General features: G+C 47.2%; 14 protein-coding genes. 8 read left to right on the top strand and 6 right to left on the bottom strand.

The window, feature by feature from the left end:
• Positions 1-47: 47 nt before the first annotated feature.
• The 4 genes from T411_RS0103475 to T411_RS0103460 all read right to left on the bottom strand — a co-directional run bounded on the left by T411_RS0103475 (position 48) and on the right by T411_RS0103460 (position 2,414).
• Complete coding sequence (locus T411_RS0103475; RefSeq protein WP_001889815.1) at positions 48-995, bottom strand: NAD(P)-dependent oxidoreductase; 948 nt, start codon at positions 993-995, stop codon at positions 48-50.
• 42 nt (positions 996-1,037) lie between these two features.
• Positions 1,038-1,757 (bottom strand): YebC/PmpR family DNA-binding transcriptional regulator, encoded by a 720-nt coding sequence (locus T411_RS0103470; protein ID WP_000533705.1) that lies wholly within the window; start codon positions 1,755-1,757, stop codon positions 1,038-1,040.
• Positions 1,758-1,844: 87 nt separating this feature from the next.
• Positions 1,845-2,054: a DUF3283 family protein gene (locus tag T411_RS0103465; RefSeq protein WP_000009502.1), complete on the bottom strand. Its 210-nt coding sequence runs from the start codon at positions 2,052-2,054 to the stop codon at positions 1,845-1,847.
• A gap of 162 nt (positions 2,055-2,216) precedes the next feature.
• Positions 2,217-2,414, bottom strand: a complete 198-nt coding sequence (locus T411_RS0103460; protein WP_000026548.1) for a PA3496 family putative envelope integrity protein — start codon at positions 2,412-2,414, stop codon at positions 2,217-2,219.
• A gap of 362 nt (positions 2,415-2,776) precedes the next feature.
• Between T411_RS0103460 and T411_RS0103455 the strand changes: the two genes are divergently transcribed.
• Complete coding sequence (locus T411_RS0103455; protein ID WP_001916918.1) at positions 2,777-3,238, top strand: hypothetical protein; 462 nt, start codon at positions 2,777-2,779, stop codon at positions 3,236-3,238.
• Between the two features lie 219 nt (positions 3,239-3,457).
• Here the strand turns inward: T411_RS0103455 and T411_RS0103450 are convergent, their stop codons facing one another.
• A complete protein-coding gene (locus T411_RS0103450; protein ID WP_000093519.1) occupies positions 3,458-5,434 on the bottom strand; it encodes a replication initiator protein RctB domain-containing protein in 1,977 nt (658 codons plus the stop codon).
• A gap of 1,234 nt (positions 5,435-6,668) precedes the next feature.
• Here T411_RS0103450 and T411_RS0103445 point away from each other — a divergent pair.
• Together T411_RS0103445 and T411_RS0103440 are read left to right on the top strand one after the other, a co-directional pair.
• Positions 6,669-7,886: an AAA family ATPase gene (locus T411_RS0103445; protein WP_000817997.1), complete on the top strand. Its 1,218-nt coding sequence runs from the start codon at positions 6,669-6,671 to the stop codon at positions 7,884-7,886.
• Positions 7,887-7,893: 7 nt separating this feature from the next.
• Positions 7,894-8,865: a ParB/RepB/Spo0J family partition protein gene (locus T411_RS0103440; protein ID WP_000985780.1), complete on the top strand. Its 972-nt coding sequence runs from the start codon at positions 7,894-7,896 to the stop codon at positions 8,863-8,865.
• Between the two features lie 59 nt (positions 8,866-8,924).
• Here the strand turns inward: T411_RS0103440 and T411_RS0103435 are convergent, their stop codons facing one another.
• Positions 8,925-9,956 (bottom strand): ABC transporter substrate-binding protein, encoded by a 1,032-nt coding sequence (locus tag T411_RS0103435; RefSeq protein WP_000846695.1) that lies wholly within the window; start codon positions 9,954-9,956, stop codon positions 8,925-8,927.
• A 220-nt stretch (positions 9,957-10,176) separates the two neighbouring features.
• On the opposite strand from T411_RS0103435, the gene T411_RS0103430 reads away from it, so the two are divergent.
• The 5 genes from T411_RS0103430 to T411_RS0103410 all read left to right on the top strand — a co-directional run bounded on the left by T411_RS0103430 (position 10,177) and on the right by T411_RS0103410 (position 16,053).
• Positions 10,177-12,210, top strand: a complete 2,034-nt coding sequence (locus T411_RS0103430; RefSeq protein WP_001912353.1) for a GNAT family N-acetyltransferase — start codon at positions 10,177-10,179, stop codon at positions 12,208-12,210.
• Between the two features lie 173 nt (positions 12,211-12,383).
• Positions 12,384-12,986 (top strand): thermostable hemolysin, encoded by a 603-nt coding sequence (locus T411_RS0103425; RefSeq protein ID WP_000803562.1) that lies wholly within the window; start codon positions 12,384-12,386, stop codon positions 12,984-12,986.
• A gap of 10 nt (positions 12,987-12,996) precedes the next feature.
• Positions 12,997-14,520: an AMP-dependent synthetase/ligase gene (locus tag T411_RS0103420; protein WP_001079865.1), complete on the top strand. Its 1,524-nt coding sequence runs from the start codon at positions 12,997-12,999 to the stop codon at positions 14,518-14,520.
• A 42-nt stretch (positions 14,521-14,562) separates the two neighbouring features.
• Positions 14,563-15,246: an iron-containing redox enzyme family protein gene (locus tag T411_RS0103415; protein WP_000145529.1), complete on the top strand. Its 684-nt coding sequence runs from the start codon at positions 14,563-14,565 to the stop codon at positions 15,244-15,246.
• A 9-nt stretch (positions 15,247-15,255) separates the two neighbouring features.
• On the top strand, positions 15,256-16,053 hold the full coding sequence (locus T411_RS0103410; RefSeq protein ID WP_000351197.1) for an SDR family oxidoreductase: 798 nt from the start codon (positions 15,256-15,258) through the stop codon (positions 16,051-16,053).
• Positions 16,054-16,061: the final 8 nt, after the last annotated feature.

Here is a 16,061-nt window from a genome sequence, read left to right as displayed (position 1 = left end):
GACCCAAAGCGCCTCTCACACTGAGGCGCTTTTTGTGGTCAGCATGGTTATTTCTTAGCAGCTTCTTTTACCGCTTGAATCAGTACGGAAGTATCCATACGACCTAACCCCTGCGCAGAAAGGCGCTGGTAAGCGGTCATCGTGTTTTCTGTCATCGGTAATCTCAGGCCTAACTGCGCGGCTTCATCTAGGCAAAAACCCAAATCTTTGATCATCCAATCAATCGCAAAGCCAAAATCAAACTTCTCTTGGCTCATGGTGAGCGCGCGATTTTCCATCTGCCAAGAGCCAGCCGCCCCATTTTTCAAACACGCCACCAGATTCGGGATATCCAAACCGGCTTGCTCTGCCAACATCAGTCCTTCAGACAGACCATTCAGCACACCGGCAATACAGATCTGATTGACCATCTTAGCGCGCTGCCCCTGCCCTGCCGCACCCATCAAAACCGAAGAGCGCCCGTAAGCGGCAAAGATAGGTTGCATCTTGGCAAAGAGTGCTTCGTCGCCACCACACATAATGGTCAAGACGCCATTTTCAGCGCCAGCCTGACCACCAGAAACAGGAGCATCCATAAAATGCAAACCCGCTTGCTGCGCCGCTGCCGACAACTCTTCAGCCAACAGTGCTGAGGTCGTGGTGTGATCGATCAATACTGCGCCCGGTTTCATCGCGGGAATAGCGCCAGTAGCTGCCGTGGTCATGCTGCGTACATCATCGTCATTACCTACGCAAGTGAGTACCACATCGGCGTTCTTGACACATTCTGCTACCGTTTCAGCATACTGCCCGCCAAACTGTTTCGCCCACGCCACCGCTTTCGCCTGAGTACGATTAAAAACCGTGACGTCAAAACCGGCTTTTTGTAGATGTCCCGCCATGGGATACCCCATCACGCCTAATCCAATAAAGCTGACTCTCATCTTGTTCTCCTTATGATTTTTGTTTTTATACCCAAATGACTTGGCGCTGAAGGTAGGATGCTGATATCCCAAAATGAAAAAGCCGAGCTTTCGCTCGGCTTTTTAAGATAACGATTATTCGATATCCGCGTTGTGGTAAACCTGCTGTACGTCATCGCAGTCATCCAGCATATCGAGGAACTTCTGGAATTTTTCTGCGTCTTCACCGCTTACAACAGTGCGGTTTTGTGGAACGAAAGTGATCTCTTCCACATCCAGAGTCAGATCTGGGAATGCTTCGTTCAGAGCAGTTTTCACTTTGAAGAATTCGGTGTTAGGTGCAAATACAGTGATCACACCATCTTCATGCTCGATGTCTGTCACTTCCGCGTCAGCCATCATCAGCGCTTCAAGAATAGCTTCTTCATCATCGCCTTGGAATTGGAAAACCGCTTGGTGATCAAACATGTGTGCAACCACACCTGGAGTACCAATTTTCGCGCCCGTTTTGACGAAGCATTGGCGCACGTCTTGGTAGGTACGGTTACCGTTGTCCGTTAGACAGTCAACGATCACACTCGCGCCACCAGGGCCGAAACCTTCGTAACGTGCTGGTTGGTAATCTTCACCTGCTCCACCGCTGGCTTTATCCAGTGCTTTTTCGATAACGTGTGCGGGTACTTGGTCTTTTTTCGCTTTCGTGATCAGATGACGCAGCGATAAGTTCATGTCAGGGTCAGTACCGCCGTTTTTCGCACAAACGTAAATCTCTTTACCGTATTTTGAGTAAACTTTAATCTTTGCGCCTTGAGTTTTCGCCATTGAGGCTTTGCGCACTTCAAAACTTCTTCCCATTGGGATGTTCTCTCTAATTCAATGTGTTGCGACGGATTTTAGCAGAAGGCTTGCTGTTTGCAATTTGCCACCTGCTGAGCATAGACGCTACGCAACGCCCATCACTCTTTTGTACTTCTCTATCGACTGTTGAAACCACTGTTTTTCGCTTTCAGAAGCAATCTTGGCCATCTGCTTAGTGATCTCTTCCGGTCCCGCTTTTGCTTGCTTAAGTCGCCAAACAAGGTAAGAAGCTTGTTTATCAAGTTCTACTCTGTTTTTTTCTGCCGCAGTCAGTAATGCAAGGTTGAAAGACATTAGTAAGCCCACAGTCAATAAAATCGTGGGGCGAAATATAACATAGGAATGCGGAAAATTAAGAGTCAAAATGTTGCTTTGGGTGCTTCAAATCAACTAAAGCAATAAAAATAAGTAAGGGTGACCTAAGTCACCCTTCATCGATATCTCTGATACCAAAGGCTAGTGCAACAAACCCAGCTCTTTAGCTTCCTCGATAGTCAGGCCGCTTTCGCGTATCTCACGTAGCGTTTCAATACGGCGTCGAGCTTCCGCTGACTTCAAGTTCTTTGTTGGTCGCTGGGATTCAATTTCTTCAATTGAATCCCATTTGTTGGCAATGTTCGTCATGTCATCATGGTCAATAGAATTAATGGACATAGATACCTCCGAAAAACCATGCTAGGAACAGCTAATCTGTAGCAAAGGCGCTGTGCTTTGTTAAGTAGATTTAATCCATATTGTGATTATGGCAATACTTCAGAAATCCTATCAATAAAACTATAGATATTCTTTTTGCTAATACCCAAACTCACCGCTAAATTGGCGCGTTATTTCGCAGTACAACGCCTCTCTTCTCGGTCATTTTATTGATCTTCCCCTTTCCCTATCAAGAGTATATGGCAAACATTGCCTTCGTGAACCACACTACAAGAATGAAAGCGTGGCATCAGCCATATGGTTTGCTTCAGATCGTTGATCTTATGGGATCAACTCTTTTTTTGATGATCGAGACTTACGGTATGAATGAACTACAGCACTGGTTACACACCATTCATCACTGGTATCAACATAACGATTGTGCTGCCGTCGCTGAATTACAACCTTTGATTTTTGGCGCACCGCAAGCACTCTGGCAGCCTGCGCTCAATTCCACTCAAAGCAAAGCGATTGCCTGCTGGCTTGATGCCTGTTTGCGTCAATTTGAGTTTTATCGCGAGACGGATACCGAGAAGGCCTTGCAATATCTCAATTTGGCTTACGGTCGATTCCAGCTCTGCGCCGCTCAACCTGAGTGTGACTTGGAGTTGAAATCTTGGTGTTTGCTACGGATGCAACAGCTGATGGTGCTGAGTCTTGAACATCTCAACCATCAAGTGGGTGGAGAATCTCAATCTCACGCCTTGATCGATGCGCATGTACGTTTTATGGCGTTTCATGCTTGGAACGATGATCAAGGAACTCGAGATCCGATGCGCGGATAGTCGGGATAGAAAGCACTGAGTCAGGATTTTGCCAAATCGTAGGCAAAAAAAGAGCGAGCTATTTAAACTCGCTTAAAACATATGAGCCAATCTACAATTCATCAGATAGGACAAAAGGTTGTCTATTCGTGAAGCAGTGTATCGGCGGTTATTCGGTTCAATGTCAGACTGTTGTCAGGTTTAAGTCACAAAACCAACGCCCAGCCTAATCCGTTTTGGTTAGGCTCCAGCGGCCATCTCATCTAAGGCTCGATACACCGTTTCGTCAATGTGCCCATCTTGAACCAATTTACAGACTTTACGGCGTACCGCTAAACCTGCGATCAATTTTTCGATCGACAGATGTTTACTCTCATTTTGGCTGTTGTAGAGCTCAAGCAGCTTGCTCAATGTCGGGTATTGGATCACATCGTTTTCAACACGCAGCCAATCTAGCTTGTCTATGAGCTCTACACACTCTTCTTTGATTGATGAAGGGGCGTGTCCAGTCATAGCCGCTAAAGCCGTTATACTGCGTTCTAGCGCTTCTGGAGAGGTATAACGCGATAGAGTAATGGTGATTTCATCAGCATTGATTTCGACAAGATGTTTACGTAGCTTCACGCGCCGACCTAAGCGGCCTCTCGGCGAAGGGGCTTTGCGCTGGATTGGTTCAAATTCACCATCGATGATGCTCGATAACTCAGCCAGTTTCTGCTTGGAAACCAGCTCGTTACGTAAAGGGTTAGGCAAGGTTGGAGCCATATTGCGTTTACCCGCGTTGGTGGTTTTGGCGCGTGAATAGCGCAGTACCTCTTCCACATCACATTTGATATCGACTTGGTAATCCACCACTTTGCCTTTCTCTTCAATGCTTTTCACAGTCAAGTGATAACCCCAGAGATTGACCACAAACAGATCTTCACTCCCCTTCCCTTCGGAGAGACGACGAAGTTCGCGGATCAGATCCATAGAAAACCGTCGCCATTCGATGTTTCTGGCTAATTTTTGGTTGAGTTCACTCAGCATCATTACATCGGTATGACGACGAGACATTCGGCTACGGAAATAGGAGTAGAGCTGAAATACCAAGGTATGTTGTTTCAAGATCTCCGGTGGAAATAGGAAGAAATAATCTCGCGTCAATAGCTCTTCAAAAAACGAAGGCTCCCACACCAAAATGTACAGATTGGGTTTGATGCGGATCTCGCCATCACTGCCTTCCACAGGTGCCTCTTCGGAAGCGGTGATGGTGCGCGCTAAAAAGCGAAAACGATCGCTTTTAAAGCCTTCTGGCATATTCTCACTGAGCCAACGACCCGTCAGTTCATGCAACTGAAAATCGGTAAATTCAATACGATCAATACTGTCACGGATCGAGTCACGTGCCGGGCCGCTGTCTTTTTTGCCACGTAAAGAGAGAATGTCGGTGATATACAGCGGCGTTTTGTTTGGTGCTTGTTTAGCATTGAAATGGTAATCATCTTGGTGATGATCATGGTATTGCACTGTTAAAGTGAATAAGGCAAACAAAGTCATCAGATCGTCGACCGTCATGATGTTTTTAGACGATCGTGTTTCAATCACAGCACGAGTACCCGATATCGAAACCATAGACTTTTGGTAGCTCTTGCGGGTTCTGGGTGGCGCTAACGCTTGATCAATGATCCCTGCCCAGTTAGTCGGTGAGACCACAAACTGATCAGCCTCATCTTTCATGGCTGGCGGTGTATTTAAACCATGCTCATGCAGTAAACGTTGATTGACTTGCGTCTGCGCTAATGCTTTTGAGCGCTTTTGCTTTTCATTTTGCTTAACCGATTCAGTGACTAAGCTGGTTGAGCCGAGTACCGAGATCAATTGGTTGGGGTTAATGAAACGATGGAGCATGGTTTTGCCAGCCAGCCCCTCTTCAAAACGCACTGGGATTTGTTTGAACAATCCAACAGCTACCGCTGCTCTCAAGCGCTGCTGGATGGCTGCACGCGTCAGCTGCCCATCGGTTGCATCAATCAGTTCTGTGGTTGAAACTAAGCCATCTCTACTGCGTAATCCACGCAGTGAGATCAGATTCAAAAGTTCAACAATGCTTTTCGTGACACCTTTAAAGTGTTGATACTGTTCAATCCAGTCAATCGCGGCTTCAGAGACTTCAAAAAGATGACCATCTTTGTGAGTTCTTGGCAATTTGATCAATCGTTTTTCTTCTGAGCTCATGGTTAGATCCGTATCACACTTACCGTAATATCACTATAGTTCCAAGAGAATAAAGAAAAAGAGATCATAAATAAAGAAAAATTTGTTGTTTTTAAATAACTGATCTTTCTGATTTAAATGATTAAATATGATTAGAGTGATCTAATGATCTGTGACGATTTTTAGTTCTAATTTATTGTAATTAAAAGAGATTATTTTAAGCCATTCAGAAGCATGATCATGTATCGATGGAAACCATGATCAATACAAGATCGAAAGCATGATCATTTGTTCCTCTAAGCATGATCATCAGTCAACAGAATCAATGATCAACGTAAGCTTCTAAGCATGATCAAGGTGCTCACACAGTTTATCCACAACCTGAGTGGATGACATCAAGATAGGTCGTTGTATCTCCTTCCTCTCGTACTCTCATGACCACGGAAAGATGATCAAGAGAGGATGATTTCTTGGCCATATCGCAATGAATACTTGTGACTTGTGCTTCCAATTGACATCTTCAGCGCCATATTGCGCTGGCCAAGGTGACGGAGCGGGATTACGAAAGCATGATCATGGCTGTTGTTCTGTTTATCTTGTTTTGACTGAGACTTGTTAGGATAGACGGTTTTTCATCACTGACTAGCCAAAGCCTTACTCTGCCTGACATCGACCGTAAATTGATAATGAATTTACATGCTTCCGCGACGATTTACCTCTTGATCATCGATCCGATTGAAGATCTTCAATTGTTAATTCTCTTGCCTCGACTCATAGCCATGATGAGCTCTTGATCATGTTTCCTTAACCCTCTATTTTTTACGGAAGAATGATCAAGCTGCTGCTCTTGATCATCGTTTCGGTGATACCTATTCGCTGGAGGAAAGATAGGCATTTTCTCATCTTGCTTGAATCCTGCGCATCATTTCAATCAGAATGGCATTCACCGTAACTTAGTGGCTCGGTTTAATCGTTCCGCTTACGGCTCGCTTTTATTTATTCATCATCACTTCAAAACGTGGCTTTACATTGTAAATAAGTGACACTGTAATATTTAAAATGTTTTCTCCTTATCGAAGAATATGTGGGTTATTTAAACGCGGTTTTTATACTTAACTTTGTTCGTTTGGTATCAATTTTCTGTTAATACTCCAATATGTGTGATTTTGATTCATTGTTTTATGTTCACCTTTTTGTTGTTTTAAATAAACTATGCTGTACAATCTGTTTAAAGCCCTAATAACGGAAATTGGCAATGAAAAGAGAACAAACGATAGAGAATCTCTACCAGCTTGCACAACTTACCCAACAAGTGCAGGCCGATCGAATTGAGATTGTATTAGAGGAGCGCCGTGATGAGCATTTTCCTCCAATGTCTAAAGCCCTTATGGAAACTCGTTCAGGCTTAACACGTCGCAAGCTTGATGAAGCTATCGCTAAGATGGAAGAAGCGGGACATCAATTTACCAAAAATAACGCGAATCACTACTCTATCTCTCTTTCCGAAGCGCATATGTTGATGGATGCCGCTGGCGTGCCTAAATTCCATGAGCGCAAAAAAAATAATGAGAATAAACCGTGGATCATCAACGTGCAGAACCAAAAGGGTGGTACGGGGAAATCAATGACCGCGGTACACCTTGCCGCTTGTTTAGCGCTCAATTTGGATAAGCGTTACCGCATCTGCTTGATTGACTTAGACCCACAAGGTTCATTACGCCTATTCTTGAATCCACAAATCAGTCTGGCTGAGCATACGAATATCTATTCCGCGGTTGATATCATGCTGGATAATGTGCCAGATGGGGTGCAAGTGGACACTGAGTTTTTGCGCAAAAACGTGATGTTGCCAACTCAATATCCGAATTTGAAAACCATTTCTGCGTTTCCTGAAGATGCGATGTTTAACGCAGAGGCGTGGCAATATCTCTCACAAAATCAATCACTAGATATTGTTCGCTTACTCAAAGAGAAGCTGATCGATAAAATTGCCAGCGATTTTGACATCATCATGATTGATACTGGTCCACACGTTGATCCACTGGTATGGAACGCGATGTATGCCTCGAATGCCTTACTGATCCCTTGTGCGGCGAAGCGACTGGACTGGGCTTCTACGGTCAATTTCTTCCAACATTTGCCCACGGTGTACGAGATGTTCCCTGAAGATTGGAAAGGGCTCGAATTTGTACGCCTGATGCCAACCATGTTTGAGGATGACAACAAGAAGCAGGTGTCGGTACTGACCGAAATGAATTATTTGTTGGGCGATCAAGTCATGATGGCCACCATCCCACGCAGCCGTGCGTTTGAAACCTGTGCGGATACTTACAGTACCGTCTTTGATTTGACCGTTAACGATTTCGAGGGCGGTAAAAAAACCTTGGCGACCGCTCAGGATGCGGTACAAAAAAGTGCTTTAGAGCTAGAGCGCGTACTTCATTCACATTGGTCTTCACTGAATCAGGGGTAAGTAACTTATGGCAATTAAAACTTCTGAACTGAACGCAAAGCTGTTTGGAAAGGCGGATAAGCGCCGTGCAACGACGCCTGCAGAAGCGCAATCTGCGGTGAAAGCACAAGCACAGATGATTGAGTTGGCTGTAGCGGGTGAAGAGGTAGTGACCTTTGAACTGATGCGAATTCCGGCTGATGAAGTCGCGGAAAAAACCGTGGTGTTTGCTCAAAATGCCCGTGAACAGGCGTTTTTAACCGAACATGCCTTGGCTGATGTTCTGACCACATTGCGTGAGCGTGGACAGCAATACCCAGCCGTTGGCCGTAAAACCGCAGATGGCAAAATCGAAGTGCTTGATGGTAGCCGTCGTCGCATGTCTTGTATCTTGGCGGGCAAAGAGTTTTTGGTGTATGTGGCTGAAAATATCAATGCTGAGCACGCTAAGTTTTTGTCTGATGTCGCGAATGCGCATAAACCTCTTTCTCTATATGAGAAAGGTAAAGAGATGCAAGCCAAGCTCGATAGTGGTGAAGCGGAAGACCAAAAAGCGCTTGCCAAAATGTTCCAGTGCAGCGAGGCATTGGTCAGTGGTGCCTTAAAAGCCGCCGCTTTACCGCTAGAGCTTTTGCAGGCGTATCCGAGTGTTGTCGAGCTGGGCCGCCCTACTATCGTTAAATTACATAAACAGTTTAACGAGCTGAATGAGGCTCAGCGTGAGCAATTATTAGCGAAATGCCATCAAGAAAATGGTTTCGTGTGGCAGCAATCTCAAGCTCAAGGTGTGGCGCGTATTACCAAAGAAGTCACGGAAACTATCGAAAGCTGGATTCAAGATGTGTTACCTCCTAAGCGCACCGAAACACCGAAGGTGGAGCTCATCAAAGGCCGCGCCAGCTATGCTCGTAAAGGCAATAATTTGGTGCTGAATTTGAAGAAAATTGATGATGAGCTGATGCAAGATATTCTTGATTTTGTGCAGCGTAAGCTAAACTGAGTCAACTCAAATAACAAAGCCCGCTGATGCGGGCTTTGTGCGTTTTAGGGGGCTTAGCCTTATTGGTTTCTTAGGCGCTGCCAGTACTTTTCATAAATCGCCAGCGTTTCTGGGCCGACATCGTTAATGAACTCGCTTTTTTTCATATCTTCATCCGATGGGAAGATAGTCGGGTTATCACGCAGTTCTGCCGGTAGCAGCGCTCGACCGCCTTTGGTGGCAGAGGCATAACCTAAGCTTTGTACAATCTCAGCTTGGTTTTCTGGTTGGTACATAAAGTTAATAAACTTGTGCGCCAACGGAATGTTCTTGCTGCCTGAAGGAATGGTGAAGTTATCCATCCACAGTACCGCGCCTTCTTCTGGCATAACGAATTTCAGCTCAGGCATTTCCACTTGGCCTTGGTAAGCGTTGCCGTTCCACTGCATGCCCAGTGTGGCTTCGCCAGAAACGTAAGGCACGTGTGGCGCATCTGAGTTATACAGCAATACGTTTTTCTTCAGTGCCACCAGAGATTCGTACGCTTTCTTGATTTCCTCTTCATTTTTGGTGTTGATGCTAAAGCCGTTAAGCTTTAGAGCCATACCAAACACGTCGCGGATATCGTCAATCAGCATGACTTGCTGTTCGTATTGCTTATCCCACAGATCTGCCCATTTTGTGATTCCGTTAGGCAGGGTAGACGAGTTGTAGTAAAGACCCGTAATCCCCCAAATGTAAGGGAGTGAGAATTTGTTTTGAGGATCGTGCGCCAGTCCTAATACGGTTGGCATTGCATCTTTCATGTTCGGGATTTGGTTATGATCGATTTCTGCCAGTAGCCCTTCACGGCCCATCTTTTCGATAAAATAAGCGGACGCAAACACGACATCGTAACCAGTGCCTTTCAGAAGTTTGAGTTTGGTATACATTGACTCATTATTCTCAAAGGTTGAATAGTTAATAGTAACGCCTTCTTGTTGTTCAAAAGCTTTCAGCGACTTCTCTGGCAGATAGCCACCCCACGCATACACGTTTAGGGTTTGCTCTGCATAAACCTGAGAAGAGGCAACGACTGCAGAAAGTACCAATCCTTTAATGAAAGTTTTCATTGCATTTTGATTCCTTTTTAGCCCAGCCCAATGCCGGGGTTCGAGTGCATAATTAGTGAATTTTTTGCTGTGATAAAGCAAATATAATTTGTCGTTAAGAAAAAATATTTTAGCCTTCTGTTAACAAATGTTTCCTCCTTCTTACGATGCCTTTCAAGGCGTTACAGCGATCGGTTGGGCTTGTGCTAACATGGCGCATCATTTTGGAATATCGCTCGTTATGACTCAGCCAATCACCTATTTATTGCAACTTCAGCAGCTCGCCAAGCAAGGACAGATTCGCTTTGGCTGTTGGCTGCGTGGTGATGCACAGTGGCAGCATCACTTATTGAAAACACTTGTTCCGCACTTTGCCGAACAACCGATATTGATGTTAGGACAAACTGAGCTAGAGGGTGTGACTTGTGTCGACTATCGCCAAGGTCAGCAATGGTTAGGGCGAGAATGCCAACTCCTGATCGTAGATTTAACGCAAGGTTGGGATGCCAATAGCTTTAATGCGGTGCTGGGTACCTTGGTGGGCGGCGGATTACTGTTGGTGGTTGGCGAACCGACTACGCTCAACCATTGTGCGCGAGTCTGGCTAGAGCGCGCTTGTCATCGCTTGCTTGTGATTACGCCACAAACGGTGCCGGCTTTACCCAATTCGGATTCGGTTACGCGAACGAATACCGAACAAACTTATACCGAACAAAGATTGGCGATCGACAGCATCATTAAAGTCGTGACTGGGCATCGCAAGCGTCCTTTAGTGCTGACTGCCGATCGCGGGCGTGGAAAAACCAGCGCACTGGGATTGGCGGCCGCAGAGCTGATGTCATCGCGCTCTATGCATATTGTGGTGACTGCACCTACTTTGGCTGCCGTGGAGCCGCTGTTTGTGCATGCCCAGCGCACATTACCGCAAGCCCATCGCCAGCGCGGTGAGGTGCAAACGGCACAGTCAAGCTTACGTTTTATGGCTCCGGATGAGCTACTGCGCACTCAACCTGAGAGTGATTTATTGCTGGTCGACGAAGCCGCTGCGCTGCCGTTGCCATTTTTAAAACGTTGGGTGGAGCGCTATCACCGCGCAGTATTTTCTTCGACCATTCATGGCTACGAAGGGTGTGGGCGCGGTTTTTCTCTAAAATTTCAGAGTTGGTTGCAAGTACAGCGCCCGCAGATGCGCTCACTGCATCTTGAGCAGCCGATCCGCTGGGCGGCGGGGGATGCGCTGGAACAGTGGCAAAATCAGGTATTTCTTCTACAAAGTGAGTTGCCTGAAGTTGCCCTAGAGCAGGCGAGAGAACCGCTGTCTTTTTCTTTATTCAGTCAGCCTGAGTGTGTGGAGCAACCTGAGCGATTAGCACAAGTGTTTGCACTTTTGGTCAATGCGCATTATCAAACCTCGCCCAACGATCTCTTTGCTTTACTGCAAGATGAAGCGATGACGTTGTTCGTCGCTTATCAAGGAGAGGTGTGCGTCGGTTGCGTTTTGGCGGTCCGTGAAGGGGAGTTAGACGCGCCGACGATTGAGGCGATTCAACTGGGAACGCGGCGTCCGAAAGGGCATTTAACCCCCGTGACTTTGGCGAATCAATTAGGAATTAGCCAAGCGGCGCGCCAATCTTGTTGGCGAATATTACGCATTGCCGTCCATCCCGACTGCCAACGCCAAGGTATAGGTAGCCAATTGTTGACCCATTTTATTGCGCAGCATCACGCGGATTATTACGCCACCAGCTTCGGGGTGAGTGAAGATTTGTTGCCATTTTGGCTAGCTAACCACTTCGTACCAATAAAACTCGGTTCGCATCGAGATCAGGCGAGTGGTTGTTACTCTCTCTTGATGGTGCGCGGAGAGCATCTCGATTGGTTGGAGCAAGCCAAACAGCAGTTTAGTGCGCATTGGATTTTTGAACTCAGTGATTCTCTACAAGCGTTGGAGCCACAAATCATCCAACAGCTTTTACCTAGCACTGTCGCATTGCCTCAACCTCTGATCCCTTTAGAATTGATCGAGCGTTACGCGCGAGGTGGAGCAAATTACGAAAGCGTGGCGGTGTGGCTTTATGCTTGGCTACTGGCAACGGCTCCATCACTAGAGAGCCTATCCCCTTTGTTGATCAGTAAAATTCTGCAGCGTAAAAGTTGGGCGGCCTGTGCCGAGCAGTTTCAGTTAAGTGGGAAGCGGCAAGTCGAGCAAGCGGTGCGAACGGAAATCTTGGCTTTGCTTGTGAATTTACAGTGTAAATATACTTTACCTATTTGACGTTGCGGCGGTGCTGGCTAGGTGGGTTTGCCTCAAGCATCGAACTTGTCTCTGCTCATCAGGATGAACGTATTGGCTGGCGAGCTGCTAATTTAAGTCGTTTCGGTATATTAAGGGATTCTTAAGTTAGGTGGATTACTTTTGACTTACAGAGTAAGCAAAGGGAAACACCAATGAAACCTCTACCTTGTCTAGCCGATTTGACACTGGAAGTCATTACACCCACGCATCCACGTTGGAATGAGGCGATCAAACTGGTTGATGAGCGCTATCAGCAAGCGTTTGATGCCCACCTCACCGCTTATATGCCTGCTTATTTAGCGCTACTTGATAAACAGGTCATGAAGTCTGTCTGTGGATACCGGATTGCAGAGCAAGAGCCGCTGTTTCTTGAACAATATCTCGATGAGCCTGCCGATCGTCTTCTTGCACAACGTTTTGCATGTCCGATACCTCGTGGCAAGTTGATTGAATTTGGCCATCTTGCTTCTTTTGGTCGCGGGCTTTCAGCGTTTCACTTTCGTTTGATGGCACAGCAGTTGGTCGCCATGGGGTTTGAGTGGTGCATTTTTACTGCAACCGATCCTCTGCATGCCCTGATGCGTCGTTTTGGCCTGCAACTCACCTTGATTGCCCAAGCTTCTCCAGCTCGTATTCCCAATGCTTCTCAAATCTGGGGAACTTACTATCAGCACCGTCCGCGTATTTTGGCGGGCAATTTAGTGCATGGTTGCACCCATCTCAATCAATTACACCTTAATCAAAAGCAAGCGTGAGTAGTGAAAGATGAATCGAATTCTCGCTGCGCTGCAGCAGCATGCCTTGCACCAACCGCAGAAAATGGCTTTTGTTGGCCATAACGCTCAGCAAGAGAGGATAGCTCTCAATTATTCTCAACTGTTAGAGCGAGTCGACCTGATCGCTAATCAGCTGCAGCGGTTATCCGCAAACTGCATCGCATTACGTGCACAAAACAGTGTCGACTGGGTTGCGCTCGATTTAGCCGCGATGTGGTCACACATCGTTATGGTTCCTGTCCCGACCTTTTTTACATCAGAACAAGTCGCTCATTTACTGAATGAGGCGAATGTTGAACTCTGTCTTGGTGATTGGCCTGAGTTGGGTTCGCCTTCACTGACAGTCGGTGGCTTTGACGCTTGGCACTATCAGGGCAATAAACCGAGGAATAGACCCAATCGCGTTTTGGCGGGTACACAAAAAATCACGTTCACCTCTGGCTCAACAGGCACCCCGAAAGGTGTTTGTTTGAGTGAAGAAAATCTAGAGCGCGTTACGCTGGCCATCGCAGAGCAGATGAGCGCGCAAGTTGAGCAGCATTTGGTGATGTTGCCGCTCGCCACGCTGCTGGAAAATATCACAGGAATTTACGTGCCTTTGTTGCTCGGGGTGACTTCAAGCGTACTGTTTGGTGAATCGGTAGGGCTGTCTGGCTCTAGTCAATTTTCTCCCACTCAGTTTGCCAACGTATTGAGCGTTTATCAGCCATCCAGTTTGGTTCTTACCCCAGCGTTATTGATGGCGCTGATTCAGGTGGTGAAACAGGCTCCCGAGTTGGCGAAGTCGCTGCAATGGGTGGCGGTAGGGGGCGCGCGCGTTGCGGCTGAACTTATCCATAGCGCACGAGCTCTGGGCATTCCTGCTTATGAAGGCTATGGACTTTCTGAATGCGCTTCGGTGGTTAGCATGAATACACCGCAACATGACCAGCCCGGTAGTTGTGGCAAGCCGCTGAGCCATCTACAAATCCAATTGGCTGAAGATGGTGAATTGTGGGTTCGTGGCAATAGTGCGCTGGGTTATATCGGCGAGCCATTGACCGACGAATGGCTTGCCACGGGTGATCTGGCGACACTCGATGAGCAGGGATTTCTTTGTATCGTAGGGCGCAAAAAAAATCTCATCATTACTCCGTTTGGGCGCAACATCGCACCGGAATGGATTGAGTCTCACGCGCAAGTTTGGTTACCGCAATGCCGTTTCGTGGTGGTCGGCGATGATGAGGTGGGGTTAGTGGCTGTGATTGATCGCCTAATGCCCGATCTGGAGCAACGTGTGCAACAAATAAATCATCAGTTACCCGACTACGCACAGATCCAACAACTGCTTTTCGTCAATCAGCCGAGCGCATGGCAGGCTTGGTTGACGGCCAATGGCCGACCCAAGCGAGCGTTGATTGAGAACGCGCAGCACACTTTTCGTCGAGTGCGTAATGCGCCCGACCTCAATTGGCAATACCTGTATCCCCTTCCGGCAAGAAGCGGTAGCGGTATTGGCGACATTTCACGGTAAGTCGTTCGGGCCTCTTTGAGGCTCACGATGAGGAGAACTCTCATGACAGGATTTTTTCAACGTTTACAAAAAGAGACGCAAGCGGCTCAGCAACAGATGTTACAAGCTCCAGTATTTGCAGCTTGTGCTCGCGGCGAGATCACGCTTGACATGTACTTAAGCTTTTTGACCCAAGCCTACCATCACGTCAAACATACCGTACCACTGTTAATGGCGTGTGGGGGACGATTGAGTGATCGTTATGAGTGGGTGCGCATTGCCATTGCCGACTATATCGATGAGGAGAAAGGTCACCAAGAATGGATCCTCAATGATATTCGAGTTTGTGGTGGTGATGCTCAAGCGGTGCGAAATAACCAAGGGGTGGGGCAAGTCAGTACACCGATTGAATTGATGGTCGCTTATCTTTACCACCAGATTGATCGCGCCAATCCGCTCGCGTTGTTTGGTATGGTCTGGGTGCTCGAAGGGACGAGTGTGGGCGTGGGCGGCAACATAGCGCGCTTGGTCAAACAGCAGCTCAATTTACCTGCTAAAGCCATGAGCTATCTCACCTCACACAGTGAACTGGATCAAGACCACATTCGCTTCTTCGAATCCTTAATGGACAAAATTACCGCGGAAGAGGATCAGCAAGCGATTATCCACTCGGCGAATCAGGTGTTTTATCTGTATGGGCAGATGTTGCGTGAATTACTGCCCCAGACCCAGCAACAGGCAGCTTAGGAGGCGTTTATGGACATTCATCAACAATATGTGTTGTTAACGGGCGCTTCAGGTGGCATTGGCGAGCCTATCGCCCATACTTTAGCGGCGCGTGGTGCGCGGTTAATCTTGTTAGCGCGTGATGCGCAAAAACTTGAAGCATTGCGTCAATCACTCCCCAAGCCTGAGCTGCATCGGGTTGTGAGCGCAGATTTAACCAGTGAAGCGGGAATGGAGCAACTGCAGGCTTTGGTGGAAGAATTAAACCGCGCCCAGCAGCGCATCGCCGTCGTGATCAATAATGCAGGGACCAATCAGTTCTGTTTGTTGGCGCGTCGTTCGATGGAGTCGGTGCAGCGTGAGTTAGCTCTGAATTTAATGACGCCAATCCAAATCATGCACCATGTTTTGCAATGGAGCCGTAAACCGCAGATGGTCATCAATATTGGTTCCAGTCTCGGGGCGATAGGGTATCCGGGCTATGCCAGCTATTGTGCCGCGAAAGCGGGATTGCACCGTTTTAGCGAAGCGATGAACCGAGAGCTCGCGGGGACGGGAATGAAAGTGCTCTATTTAGCGCCACGAGCCACCAATACTTCGCTCAACAGTGAGGCCGTTCAACAGCTCAATCGAGCACTGGGGAATCGCAGTGATGAGCCTTCCTTGGTTGCTGCGCAGGTGGCCAAAATGATTGAAACGGAGCAAAACGTCATGTGGATCGGTTGGCCGGAGAAACTTCTGGTGCGTCTTAACCAACTACTGCCGAGCTTGGTTTCTCGGGCAATTAGAAAGCAACAACCCGTCTTATTGTCATTTTTAAATCGCTAAAGCGTGAT

The organism is Vibrio cholerae ATCC 14035, assembly GCF_000621645.1.
Classification (GTDB): Bacteria; Pseudomonadota; Gammaproteobacteria; order Enterobacterales; family Vibrionaceae; genus Vibrio; species Vibrio cholerae.
This window is presented reverse-complemented; position numbering and strand designations above follow the sequence as displayed.